This window comes from Paracoccus sp. T5 (genome assembly GCF_048538155.2).
Classification (GTDB): Bacteria; Pseudomonadota; Alphaproteobacteria; order Rhodobacterales; family Rhodobacteraceae; genus Paracoccus.
Genome location: NZ_JBLWIC020000003.1, coordinates 35,897 through 48,790 on the forward strand (window position 1 = coordinate 35,897; position 12,894 = coordinate 48,790).

At 60.3% G+C, this 12,894-nt stretch carries 11 protein-coding genes; 4 read left to right on the top strand and 7 right to left on the bottom strand.

What is annotated here, in order from left to right; genetic code table 11:
• Nucleotides 1–237 precede the first annotated feature (237 nt).
• The 5 genes from ACNR9W_RS17675 to ACNR9W_RS17695 are packed head-to-tail and all read right to left on the bottom strand — an operon-like array spanning nt 238 to nt 4,428.
• Complete coding sequence (locus ACNR9W_RS17675) at nt 238–960, bottom strand: DUF6602 domain-containing protein (protein ID WP_419270734.1); 723 nt, start codon at nt 958–960, stop codon at nt 238–240.
• Nucleotides 957–1,715 carry a nucleotidyltransferase domain-containing protein gene (locus ACNR9W_RS17680; protein WP_419270736.1) on the bottom strand — a complete coding sequence of 253 codons (759 nt, stop codon included), beginning with the start codon at nt 1,713–1,715 and terminating at the stop codon, nt 957–959. The genes ACNR9W_RS17675 and ACNR9W_RS17680 overlap by 4 nt, the downstream gene beginning before the upstream one ends.
• Nucleotides 1,716–1,727: 12 nt before the next feature.
• On the bottom strand, nt 1,728–3,311 hold the full coding sequence (locus ACNR9W_RS17685) for an Eco57I restriction-modification methylase domain-containing protein (protein ID WP_419270738.1): 1,584 nt from the start codon (nt 3,309–3,311) through the stop codon (nt 1,728–1,730).
• Nucleotides 3,308–4,267, bottom strand: coding sequence for a XamI family restriction endonuclease (locus tag ACNR9W_RS17690; RefSeq protein ID WP_419270740.1), 960 nt, complete (start codon nt 4,265–4,267; stop codon nt 3,308–3,310). The genes ACNR9W_RS17685 and ACNR9W_RS17690 overlap by 4 nt, the downstream gene beginning before the upstream one ends.
• On the bottom strand, nt 4,267–4,428 hold the full coding sequence (locus ACNR9W_RS17695; RefSeq protein WP_419270742.1) for a hypothetical protein: 162 nt from the start codon (nt 4,426–4,428) through the stop codon (nt 4,267–4,269). The genes ACNR9W_RS17690 and ACNR9W_RS17695 overlap by 1 nt, the downstream gene beginning before the upstream one ends.
• 794 nt (nt 4,429–5,222) lie before the next feature.
• Here ACNR9W_RS17695 and ACNR9W_RS17700 point away from each other — a divergent pair.
• The 3 genes from ACNR9W_RS17700 to ACNR9W_RS17710 all read left to right on the top strand — a co-directional run bounded on the left by ACNR9W_RS17700 (nt 5,223) and on the right by ACNR9W_RS17710 (nt 9,625).
• Nucleotides 5,223–6,419, top strand: coding sequence for an IS256 family transposase (locus ACNR9W_RS17700; RefSeq protein ID WP_419270953.1), 1,197 nt, complete (start codon nt 5,223–5,225; stop codon nt 6,417–6,419).
• Between the two features lie 266 nt (nt 6,420–6,685).
• Nucleotides 6,686–7,918, top strand: coding sequence for an aminopeptidase P family protein (locus tag ACNR9W_RS17705; protein WP_419270744.1), 1,233 nt, complete (start codon nt 6,686–6,688; stop codon nt 7,916–7,918).
• A 129-nt stretch (nt 7,919–8,047) separates the two neighbouring features.
• Entirely contained in the window at nt 8,048–9,625 is a 1,578-nt protein-coding gene (locus tag ACNR9W_RS17710; RefSeq protein ID WP_419270746.1) for a BCCT family transporter, read from the top strand.
• A 103-nt stretch (nt 9,626–9,728) separates the two neighbouring features.
• On the opposite strand, the gene ACNR9W_RS17715 is transcribed toward ACNR9W_RS17710, so the two are convergent.
• A complete protein-coding gene (locus tag ACNR9W_RS17715; protein ID WP_419270748.1) occupies nt 9,729–10,502 on the bottom strand; it encodes a creatininase in 774 nt (257 codons plus the stop codon).
• 98 nt (nt 10,503–10,600) lie between these two features.
• On the opposite strand from ACNR9W_RS17715, the gene ACNR9W_RS17720 reads away from it, so the two are divergent.
• Entirely contained in the window at nt 10,601–11,494 is an 894-nt protein-coding gene (locus tag ACNR9W_RS17720; protein ID WP_419270750.1) for a LysR substrate-binding domain-containing protein, read from the top strand.
• A 362-nt stretch (nt 11,495–11,856) separates the two neighbouring features.
• Here the strand turns inward: ACNR9W_RS17720 and ACNR9W_RS17725 are convergent, their stop codons facing one another.
• Complete coding sequence (locus ACNR9W_RS17725) at nt 11,857–12,783, bottom strand: LysR family transcriptional regulator (RefSeq protein WP_419270752.1); 927 nt, start codon at nt 12,781–12,783, stop codon at nt 11,857–11,859.
• Nucleotides 12,784–12,894: the final 111 nt, after the last annotated feature.

Here is a 12,894-nt window from a genome sequence, read left to right on the forward strand (position 1 = left end):
TTGCAGGGTTTGGTTGTCTGCTTGTAGGTTGTCTTCGGACTGCTCGCGACTGTCTTGTTGGACACGAATTTCCCTGTAGCAGCGCTCTTGTTCACCGTGCGCGGCCCATTGCCGCCGCCGCTCTTGCTTCCGCTCTTCGCCATGGTCACGTTCTCCATATGGTGTGCCGGAATCGGTTCATACCCCTAGATATACCACAAATTAGCCCCGGTACAAAGAAGGAACACGCACTGTGCGTTACTTGGTCAACCAGCGCGCATAGGCACGAATATCGATCATGGGAACTGTTGCCTTGCTCTGGAGCTGTGCGATCAGTTCTAGAAGGAATGCAGCGGCAGGCTTGCCCTGCTTGCTCAAAGTATAGGAGCCGGATGGATTGAGGATGAATCCGCCATGAGCTGCAATGCAGCCTATATCAAGCCGACCTGACGGTTCACCGGCCATGAGACCATCTTCCAAGGCTTTCCCAAGAGGAGGGTTCCAGTCACTTTCAAAAGTCAACAAACCACCCAAGATCGATGCCAGAGGCTTCGGATCAAACATACCGCCCGCATGCGGGATCGGAAGACTTGTGCGGTGCAGGCCCCGAACGCTCGCGACCTTTTCCTGTGCATAGGCAACTTGACCAGCGTTTATCGATTGCTTGGCCTCAAACACCGCATAGATACTTTCGGCCGGGACAATAATTTGCCCTTCGAAATGAAATATAAAAGGGGAATACTGGCGGTCGAAAATGACGATATCGATCTGCTGGCTGAAGGCCCCCGTGCTATCGACCACATGAGCGGTTTCGGCCTGATATCTCTGCGGGAGATAGGTCTTCAGAAGCTCAAGCCAGACTCGTTCGCTGGCATCCCCTTTTGTGACAGGATGCGCGAAGGCTTTTCGTGCTGTCGCTAGCCGCCGCTCGATGTCATCGTGCAAGCCAGCCAGAAGCGCGGGAAGGGACCATCCGCTCATGCAATGATCTCTCCCCACGTCTTTGCGGCAAGGGCACGCTCGGCCGCTGCCTTCACTTTACCCTTCTCGGCCGCCGTAAGGTCCTCGGAGATGATGTTGTTGGTATTGGCCGGATCGATGATACGGGCGGCCGGGAACGTGTCGCGAAGATACCGCAATACTGTCAGAACATTCTGCGCTAGCGTACCGTACGTCCCGGCAAGGGCGTTGATGACAGCGAGCTCCAAATAGAACGATGGAAAATCCAGCCCCTTTTGGTTCCGCCAGAGCTTGATAAGACGCGCTTCGGAAACGCGTCCGCTTTGAGATATATAGTTGATGTGCGTCGCGACGTTAGTCTTGGTCCATGTATCGGCCTTCCGGCGATAGAGGCTGTGATCGTGGCTGTAGAAGTCTTGACGCTTAGCGGGGACCAAATCGACATCATAGCCGTTCACGGTGATGTTGATCGAGACGTTCTGGGCCTTGGGCTTGTACCCCAACTCCGTCATTCTCTGAAAAAGCTTTGTGTAAATATCCTTCAGGGTCTCAGGCGTGTTGTGTGCAAGGGAGACAAAAATATCGATATCGGTGCCGCTTTTGTTGGCTGTGCCCTTTGCAAATGATCCGCTCGGAGACAGGTCCGCAAGATAGCCCCCTGACCATTGTACAATAGCTGGCCTCAACGCTCCTATTACGCTTCGAACCGGCAAGGTAAGTCCAGTATCTACTGCCTCACGCAAGAGGATGGACCGGAGGTAGGCGTCAGCACTCATAGCGACCACACTTCACGCGACCGCGCGGGTTGGGAAGAATGAACCCTGCCACGCTATGTCGATGCCTTGCAGTTTGTTGATGAGATCATGCGCCGGAAAGCCCCGGAGCTCTTTTGGCTCCAGTTTGTGCAGGCCGCCGCCATAGACCCTGCCATGCCCGAGGAGCTCGTCGGTGTCTATCTCGTTCAAGAACGTCCATGCCGTGCGCAGTGCTTCAGGATTGTCTTGCATGAAACGTGCAAGGGCCGGCTTCGGGTAAAGCATGAGATAGGTATTGAGAGCGGTCGCCTGGGAGTGATTGAGGATGAAGCGGAACGGCTTCCCTCCAGCTCGGCTCCTGCCCATGTAAGTGCAAATGATCGGTGCTGGCGGGCGATTTTCCTGGGTGTACCACGGCCGCCGCGATCGGCAAAGATACCCTTCCGCAACGGGCTTCTCTCCGGTCTTTCCCGTGTCGAGATAGGCTTTGAGGGTGGGAAAGCGCCGCTCAATCTCGTCGTCGCTGATGCGAGGATCGAGAAGGAAAAGCTGCTTGTCGAGGGCTGGCCAGCCTTTTTCATCGGCCTTGATTTCATCCTCTGGCAGATAGCGGCTACCAGGAAGAAGCGGCCGGAACATCTCCATCGGCAGATGCCGGGCCTCGATCTGCGCCTCGTCCATGACAAAGAAGCTGTTGTCGCCGGTGGCAAGGCCACGCTTTACGTCGAACAGATCGCCAAGGGTGATCTCAGATCGGACGCTTGCGGCTTCGGCTTGTGGGTAGCGCGTCCATTTTCGCTCATGTGTGAGCTCCGATGCCAAGACCAGACGCTCTACGGCGGGCGCAGCAAGTGAGCCGCCATAGGTAAAGCGGACCTCGTGATCGCGCGGGGGCGGCGTGTTCTTGATCCAGACCACGGCCGACGACACTAGAGCATCGGCAAACTGCACATCGGCTGGATCAAAGCGGTGAATGTGGAGAAGCGTTACCTTCTCCAGAAGGTACGATTTAAGCATGCGTCCATAATTCACGCCCATGAATTCGCTCGGGATCAACCATCCGGCGATAGCCCCTGGCTCCATCCATGGATGTGCAAGGCCCATAAAATAGCAGTAAAGGCCAGAGAGGCCGCCGATCCTTACGCCACATGCCTGCTCGGTCTGAAACGGAAGGCGGGCCTTTGCTTCTGCATCAAGATGGTGATGCCGCACATAGGGCGGATTGCAGATCAGGAGGTTCGCCCTGCCTTGCCCTTCTGGTGCCTGCGCTTGTGTGAAGTCCTCGAAGCGCAGCTCAAGGGGGCTGCCCCGCCAAAGTGCGGCGGCTGGATTACCATAATGGGGATCAATCTCGAAGCCTTTCGCTTCAGCTACACGATCCGGCTTTGCCACGGCACAAAGCGCAGAATAGAATGAACCGGTTCCGATGGCGGGGTCCAGAAACTTGATCGGCTCACTAGGTGGGAGTTGATCAATCCCATAGCACAGAATGTCACGTGCAAGGGCAGTCGGCGTGGCAAACTGCCCAAGGCGGTTGCGCTCCTCCGCTGTTTTTCCGCTGTCCAGCCGGGCCTGAAGCTCAAGCCGTTGTTTTTCTAAGGCTTCTATCTTACTCATAGCCCAAACTCCGCCAGATCATCGATCCGGTGCTCCCATACCCAATCGATCCCTTCGGAGGCCCCGTAGCCCAGATAGCCGCTGTCGAAATACCCGCAGAGGAACAGGTTGAACCGGACGTTCTCGCCGTAGTTGCTGCGTAGCTGGGCCATCTTCACGGTTTCCTCTTTTCGGCGCTTGTTTGTATTTGTGAAATCCCCTGCCGACTTTGCCTCGAAGAAGATGGGCAGTTCGGCCGGGTCGGAACCGAGAGGTTTAATCACTGCGTCAACGGGGATGTTGATCGTCGTCAGGCCCCCTTCGAGCTTGACGGGAACGTTCATCCGAAAACTGAACGTGCCCGGTAGCATCGCATTGAAACGTGAACCGTCTCCGCCGGTGAGCTGACGATAGCCTCTTGCTTCCAGCCATGTCTTGATACTGGCAAGCTGACGCTTCTCCTGCGCGTTGCGAATGATCGGGTTGGCGACCGCACCACAAAGCCGGTCGGCCACAATGGTAGCGGCACGGTGCTTCTCAACGTCTGTTGCAGGTTCCGTTCTGCCAAGCCAAACAAAAATATCGGGGTCCGCCATTTTTTCGATGATATCGCCGATTTTGGTCAGCTGAAGGTCAAGCTCTGCCTGTGCCATCCGCGAAGGAAGCTTGTTCATCTCCAGGTTCTTGACAAGATTGGTGGATACCACTGCCAGACCGATGATCCGGTCCACGGCTAAAGGTGGGCATGTAGACATGCGCAAGGTGGGGAGAACACCTGGCCAGCGGCGTAGCGTCTCTGGGCGGATATTGGTGAGGTTCTCAGTGTTCGCGAGCGCGGCTTCAACATCCTTCGTTACCTTGAGCCGGGTTTCCCTGAAGGCTTGCGGTGCAAACCGCATAAACCAGTCATTGTACATATCGACGGAGGCTGCGATATCGGCTTTCCAGTTTTGAGGCTTGTCGAGATTTACAGGCATTAGGTGATCTTCTTGGTTGCTTTGTAGAGGTCCCACATTTCCTCAAAGAGCTTGCGGATTGTGATATCGCGTCCAGCCGCCTCGGCCTTGACAGCAATGGCCAGCTCCGGACTGAGCGAAACACCGACGATTTTGCGCGGCTTTATATGAGTGTCTGGCATGTTCTGATCCTCCTCTTGCAAGGTCGACCTGTCGACTATCGATGTCAAGCACTGCACAATATTTAGTGCATGATACCTGTGGATGACTTTTTTTACGCTAGATCGACGAGCATGCCGTGTCGGCCTACGGCAGATAAGGCACTGTCAGAAAAACCTCCGATTTTCTTACGATCCCAAAGCTGAGCATCTTGTGACCTACATCGCTTTGTGGCGGGTTTCTTCATGGCTAAATGGCGGTCTGCTGGCGCTTGAGGGTGCGATAGGCGGTGGGCCGGGACACCGAGAGAACTCGGCCAAATCGCTGATGCTGTAGTCGCCGGTAGACTGCTGCCACCGTCGCGTCCGGAACGTGCCAGAAGTTACACCCGATCTCGCGGTGGGTTGTCGAGCGATGCCGGCCGGGTGGCACTGCGATCGACGCCAAGCTGCAGCATGCCCACAATGATGCAGCGCTCGGAGAGGGGGAGGCGCGATGCCAGGTGAACTCCTCGATCCGCGAAAGCCCAGCAAATTATGGCCTGTCGCGTTTCAGGACAGAACCCATCGGAGGTATTATAATACCTCAGTAAACCGTCTTATGTCACATACGACGGTGTGTTTGCTTTTGCGATCAACCTGATCCGTGGGTATTAGCACTCAGTGTCTTTCGAAAGGCCGCGTCCCAGCAGTTGGTGTAGGAGGCCGCGCGCGGAGCCCCGGCGTAGCATAGCGCGCGGCCGACGGTGACGCTGGTGGTCATCGCCGATCTTCGGAATGGTTTGGGTTGCGAGACCTTAAACCAAATGGAGATGACGATGACCGACGAGAGAATGGCACTGATTGATCTGATCGAGAAGCAGGCTGACACGGATCTGGTGCGCGAGATGCTAGCCTTCGCGGCCGACCGGATCATGGAATTGGAGGTGGAGCTGCGCACCGGTGCGGCGAAGGGCACACGCTCGCCGCTGCGCGAGGTGCAGCGCAACGGATACCGGGAACGGGACTGGGACACGCGTGCGGGTCGGATCGCGCTGGAGATCCCCAAGCTGCGCAAGGGCAGCTACCTGCCGAGCTTCCTCGAACCCCGGCGCACGGCCGAGAAGGCCTTGGTGGCGGTGATTCAGGAAGCCTACGTCCAAGGCATCTCCACTCGCTCGGTGGACGACCTGGTGAAGGCCATGGGCGCTGGCGGCATGTCCAAGAGCCAGGTCAGCCGGCTTTGCGGCGAGATCGATGAACGGGTGAACGCCTTCCTGACCCGGCCGCTGGAAGGCGCATGGCCCTATCTTTGGCTGGATGCCACCTATCTGAAGGTCAGGGAAAGTGGCCGCATCATCAGCCGTGCCGTGATAGTGGCCGTTGCGGTGAATGAAGATGGCAAGCGGGAGGTGCTGGGTGTGGCCACCGGGCCATCTGAAGCGGAGACCTTCTGGACCGACTTTCTCCGCAGCCTCGCCGACCGCGGGCTGCGCGGCGTGAGGCTGGTCATCGCGGACGATCACAAGGGTCTGCGCGCGGCCGCCCGCCGGGTCTTCAACGCGTCGCAGCAAAGATGTCGCGTTCACTGGATGCGGAATGCACTGGCGCATGCTCCCGCCAAGAGCCGCGCAGCGGTCGCCGCGATGTTGAAAACGATCTTCGCCCAGGAAACCAAGGCCGAGGCCGAAGCCCAGTGGGGTGTTGTCGCCGATGCCCTCCGCGAGAAGCAGCCCAGGCTCGCAGCCATGATGGACGCCTCCCGCGACGACGTGCTCGTCTACATGGACTTCCCGCGCGGGCACTGGACGCAGATCGCGTCCACGAACCCGCTTGAACGGGTGAACCGCGAGATCAAGCGTCGCGCCGACGTTATCGGGATCTTTCCGAACGACGGCGCCATCATCCGCTTGGTCGGCGCGCTCATGCTGGAAACCAACGATGAATGGGCGGTCGCACGACGATACATGAGCCTTGAAACCCTGGCCCGCGTCACCGACAATCCCAATGTCAGGCTGCCCGCCGTGGCTACCTGATCAGACTCGGACCTTTCCGGAGGTCGGCGCTCTTACACCAGTCGGTGGGACACTATCTTTCGAAATGCATCAGTGACGAAGACAGGTACCGTGTTACTGACTTGGTTACGCCAAAGTAAAGCTGCGAAAACACCCAGGGCATTCAGCGGCGAATGATCTCATGCGCCAACCCATTACAAAACCAAATCGCGCAATTAGCATTGCTCTTTTGACGCACTCCATCCACGGCCGCATCCTGCCTGCAATCTGTCACAGGAGAGGATGCAATGACCGAACGCGAACGACTTCAGAATTTCGTCAATAATGGCCGGAAAGCCAAGGGCACCTTCTCGGCCGCCGAGATGCAGCGCCGGCTGGACGCAATCCGGGCGCACATGGCCGATACCGGCGTCGATGCGGCGCTGTTCACGTCCTATCACAACATCAACTACTACGCCGATTTCCTCTACTGCCAATTCGGACGGCGCTACGGCTTCTTCGTGGACCATGACAAAGCGACCTCGATCAGCGCCGGGATTGACGGCGGCCAGCCCTGGCGGAGGACCTTCGGCGGCGGCAATCTCACCTATACCGACTGGCGAAAAGACAACTACTTCTACGCGATCCGCCAGATCATAGGGGGGGCCCGCCGCATCGGGATTGAGTTCGACCACGTTAACATCGACCTGCTCTCACAGCTGAAATCCGAGTTCCCGGGCGTCGCGTTCGTCGACATCGCTGCCCCCGCCATGCGCCTGCGGATGATCAAGTCTGCCGAAGAGATCACCCATATCACCGAGATGGCGCGTATCGCTGATCTCGGCGGTGCCGCCTGCGTCGAGGCGACCGCAGTGGGCGTTCCTGAGCACGAGGTTGCCCTGCATTCCACCGCCACGATGGTTCGCGAGATCGCCAGATCCTGGCCCGAGGGCGAGCTCTTGGACACCTGGACCTGGTTCCAGTCGGGCATCAACACGGATGGTGCCCACAACCCGGTCACCTCCCGCCAGATCCAGCGCGGGGATATCCTTTCGCTGAACTGCTTCCCCATGGTTGCGGGCTACTATGTCGCACTGGAGCGCACGCTTTTTGCGGAAGAGGCCAGTGACACGCATCTGCGCCTGTGGGAGTTCAACTGCAAGGTCCATGATCGCGGCAAGGAGCTGCTGGTCCCCGGCGCCCGGTGTTCCGAGATCGCTGCCGAGTTGAACGAGATGTATGCCGCCGAGAACCTGCTGCAGTACCGCAGCTTCGGTTACGGCCACAGCTTCGGGGTCCTGTCGCACTACTACGGGCGCGAGGCCGGGCTGGAGCTGCGCGAGGACTGCGACACTGTCCTCGAGCCCGGCATGGTCGTCAGCATGGAGCCGATGATCACTATTCCCGAAGGCATGCCGGGTGCCGGCGGCTACCGGGAACACGACATCCTGGTGATCGAGGACCAAGGCAACCGCAACATCACCGGCTTTCCCTATGGGCCCGAGCACCTGATCATCAAAGGCCGCGCCAAGGCTGCCTGACCCTCTCGGGCGACGCCCGGCGACGCCGGGCCTTGCCGCGCGCTCCCGCCCCCGGGACGGCGCGCGGCCGCGGGCGGGTTTCGGGCTGGCCGGGATATCCGCCGACTGCCAACACATCGGAGGATATCGATGCTGACAAGAACCGGACCCTTCAGGGGGGTCAATCCGCACGCCACGCTGATTTCGGCCGGCGTGGTCCTCGCCTTCGTCGCGCTGACGCTTGCGCTACCCGCCCGCTCAGCGGCCTGGATCGATAGCGCGCGCACCTTTGTCACTTTCTTCTTCAGCTGGTGGTACGTCGCGCTGGCGGGCTTCCTGCTGCTGTTCCTGATCGTCATCGCCGCAAGCCGCTATGGCAGCCTGCGGCTCGGCGATCCCGAGGACCGGCCAAAATACGGTTACTTCACTTGGTTCGCGATGCTCTATGCCGCAGGCCAAGGCATTGGCATCATCTTCTGGTCGATCGCCGAGCCGATGCTCCACTTCTCGGGCGGCACGCCGTTCAACGGCGCCACGGGCACGCCCGAGGCCGCCGATGCCGCGCTCCAGGTCGCCTTCTTCCACTGGGGATTGAATGCCTGGGCGATCTACTGCGTCGTGGCGCTGGCGCTCGCCTTCGTCTCCTACCGGCTGAAGAAGCCGCTCGGGATCCGCTACACCCTATATCCATTGCTGGGCGACCGGGTCGAGGGACGCATTGGGGTGATGATCGACGTGATTGCGGTCTTCGCGACCGTCTTCGGCATTGCCACCTCGCTCGGCCTCGGAGTCACGCAGATCAATTCCGGGCTGAACTATCTCTGGGGCGTGCCGATGACGGTGCCGATCCAAATGGCGCTGATCGCAGCGATCACCGCCATCGCTCTCTGCTCGGTCCTGTCGGGGCTGGACCGGGGGATCAAGTGGCTGTCGCAGATCAACATGTGGCTGACCATCGTGCTTTTGGCCTTTTTCTTCCTCTGGGGACCGACGCAGTTCCTGCTGCTGTCGCTGCTGAAGGCTTCTGCGGGTTATCTGCTGAACCTGGTGCCCTTCAACCTCTATGTCGAGGCAGTGCCGGAGGGCGCCAGCCGCTGGAGCGACATGTGGCAGGGCTGGTGGACGACGTTCTACTGGGGCTGGTGGGTATCCTGGGCGCCCTTCGTAGGAGTCTTCGTCGCCCGCATCTCGCGCGGCCGGACCATACGCGAATTCGTCGTCGGCGTCGTCGGCGTCTCTTCCCTGCTGTCCTTCGTCTGGATCGCCGCCTATGGCGGGACCGCGCTCTGGGTTGAGTTGTTTGGCCGGGGCGGGATCTCGGCGACAGTCAGCAGCAACGTATCGATGGCGCTCTTTGCTACGCTCGAGGCGATGGATCTCGGGGTGGTCGGCCTGATCGCAGGCATACTTGGGACGGTCCTTGTCATGACCTACTTCGTCACTTCCTCCGATTCAGGCACGCTGGTCGTCACCACCATCCTCAGCGAGGGGAACGAGCATCCGTTGCATCGCCACCGCATCATCTGGGGTGTGTTCCAGGGGCTGATCGCGGCAGTTCTGCTGCTGGCGGGCGGCAGCGCGGCGCTGAGCACGCTGCAGACGGCGGCGATCATCGCGGCCCTGCCCTTCTCGATCATTGTCCTTCTGATGTGCGTTGCCATTGCCCGTGGAGTGATCCTCGAGGGCCGGGACGAGCGGCTGGCCGCCCCGCGCGGCGCCAGCAACTGATCCGGCAGGGCGCGGCATTGGCCGCGTCCTATCCATGCTTTGAACAGCAAAAAGCCGGGACCGCATCGCGCGCCCGGCTTCCTGTTGCGGTCCTGCCGCCCGTCTAGAACTCGGCACGCAGCGCCGCGACGATGCCCTTGGTGCAGATCTCCAGCAGCAGATCGCCCTTCTCTGCGCTGGCCTCGCGCGGCGAGGAAAGGGTGCCGGCGGCGGGCGTCCAGTCGGCCCGGACCGGATAGACGTCATAGGGCGGAAAGCTCGCCGGCGCGACATCGACTGCCCGCGCCAGATCAACGAACTGCGGATAAAGCGCCAGCATCAGCGAGGTTTCCAGCACGCCGCCATGTTCCAGCGCCCAGCCTGGAAAGCCGTTGGGATAAAGCCGCGCGATGTCCGTTTCGCCAACGAAGTCCCAGTAGGACAGCACCACGATCTTGATGTCCGAGACCCCGTCCCACCGCAATTCCCGCAGCGCCAGGTCAATGCCCTCGATGATGAACCACGAATTCTCGTAATGACCATTCACAAGGCAGATCTTGCGCACACCGTGGCGGGCAAACTCCTTGATGACGTCGCGCAGCGCGGCGACCAGCGTCGCACCATCGAGGCTGGTCGTGCCCGGCAGATGGTTGCCGCCGCCGCATTTCTGGTGCGACTTGTAGCCATAGGTGAAGGCCGGTGCGACAAGGCCGCCGATCTCGATCGCCGCGCGCCGCGCAAATTCGGTCGGCAGAAGGACGTCGACATGCAGCGGCATGTGATGGCCGTGCTGCTCCATCGAGCCGATGGGGATCAGCATCGGCGTTGCCCCGTCGCTGACGGCCGCGTCGTAGTCCGGCCAGGGCAGTTCCGATGCAAATGCTGTTTTCTGCGGCATGGCGCACCTCCCTTTTGATTGCATCCCCTCACTAGAGTTCCTGCTCCGCCATAAATGAAATATATTGGGCGCATCCTTGTATTGACCGAGCAAATCCGATGGCGGTGCTGACCAATCTCCCGACCGACCTTCTGCGCAGCTTCATCGCGGTCATTGAACTCGGTGGCCATTCCAAGGCCGGAATAGCGCTCGGGCGCAGCCAGCCCGCCATCTCGCTGCAGATCCGCCGGCTCGAAGAACTGGTGCGCGCGCCGCTGCTTCTGTACCAGGGCCGCGCAATTGTGCTGACCCCGGCGGGTGAGGCGCTATTGAGCTACGCGCGCGAGATGGTCCGCATCAACGACGAGGCGGTCAGCTACTTCCACCGCTCGCACCGCACAGGCGTCCTGCGTGTCGGCCTGCCGACCGATTACGCTGCTGCTTTTCTTCAGGCGACGCTGACCCGCTTTATCCGGGCACATGACGAGGTCCAGCTGGAGGTCCGCTGCGCCCTTAGCCGCGAGCTGCACGAGCAGCTTCGGGCCGACGATCTGGACGTCATCGTCGCCGTCATGTCCGAGCCGCAGATGCCCTATCTGTCGCGCCACTGGTCTGAGCAGCCAATCTGGGCCGCGGCGCAGAACCTCAGCCTGCCGGAAACTGTTCCCGTCCCGCTCGGCGCGCATCCTGAGGGCTGCGAATACCGCACCCGGATGATCCACGCGTTGGACGGCGTAGCCCGGCGCTGGCACGTGGTCTATAGCGGGCCGGGCATCGGAGGGCTTCAGGATGCGGTCATCAACGGTCTTTGCGTGACCGCCCTGACCCGCGCGACGCTGCTGCCCGGAATGCGCGCGCTGCGTGAGGACGAGGGCTTTCCCCGCCTCGATCCGCTGCGCATCGGACTGTTCTACAAGCACCCCCGCCTCTCGCCGGCGGGGCTGGAGTTGGTTCGGGTCCTCGTCGCAGATCTCGAGGCGATGGCGCCTGCAATGGGAGCGAGCAGCGCCTGATCCATCAGCGGCGTAAATGCGGCGATTAGCAGAACCGATTTCTGCACTGGAGCGTGTGCGCCTTAGCCTTCTCGTGTCGTGCCTCGCCCACGGCGAATGCAAAAGGACACTCCGATGGCCCGACTTAATCGTCTTGAGATGGTGCAGCATGCCCCCCCGCCGACGCCGCCCAAGATCGACTGCGCGACGTGGCTGAGTTTTCTGCTGGCAGGACGCCTCGGTCCAGTTCGGCTGCCGCAGCACCCGCAAAAGGGCGCAGCAAGCTAGCTGTCGCACCATGAAAATAGATAAAATTATCAGTGAGCTAAACCAAGATCCTCATGAAGTCTCAACGCTGATGTCTGCCGCCACTTAAGCTGATCTCACCTACCACGCGTAACATTATTTGCCTCCAGCCATGCCGGCCGCTCGGCATACATGTCGCGGATCAGCCTCTTCACCAATCCGATATAGCGCGAGTTGTCGCCTGCGCGGTGGTTCATGACGACTGGCGAGAGTGCGCGCGGGCTGTCGATGGGCCTGTACCGTACGTCCGAGCGCATCTGCCGTGCCGAGGAAGGGATAATGCAGATGCCCGAGTCGGCGGCCACAAGGCCGAGAGCGGTCTGGATCTCGCGCACTTCCAGCACTTCGGCGGGATAAATGTCCTCCTGCTGAAGCAGCGTCAGGACTTGGTCAGCATAGCTGGGGCGCGGCTCCTTGGGATAGACGATTAGCTTCTGATCGGCCAGGCCGGACAGCGGCAGCGGCGTCTCGTCTCTGGCTAATAGCGCGTCATGCGGCAGCGCGACGACGAGGCGTTCCTCGCGCAGGACGGTGCCGACCACGTTCTCATCGTTGTGCATGAGGCGGCCGAAACCAAGATCGATCCGCCCCTCCTTCAAGGCCGCTACCTGCTGAACCGAGAGCAGCTCGAGCAGCTGGATATCCAGCTCGGGCGCATTCTGCCGCAGCTTGCGGACCAGCAATGGCAGGCCGCCGTAAAGCGTCGAGGCAACGAAGCCAATGGACAGCACCTTGTTGCGGTTCATGCCGACGCGGCGGGTCGCGTCCTTCATCTGCTCGACCCGGCCCAGAACCTGCAGCGCCTGTTCGTAAAACAGCCGTCCGGCATCAGTCAGCTTGATCGGGCGGCTGTTGCGGAGGATCAGGGCGACGCCCAACTCCTCCTCGAGCAGTTGGATCTGCCGGCTGAGCGGCGGCTGCGCGATGTGCAGGGATTCGGCGGCGCGCGTGAAGTTCCGCTCGCGCGCCACAGCCGCGAAGTAACGCAACTGGCGCAGGTCCATGAAACGAGCCCCTTTCATGACTATTTCTGGTATTCTTCAGCGGGAAATATAGCTGAAAATTGAGCCGTTAGCCAACACTATACCTTGAGAGTATCGTTATACATCCAAATG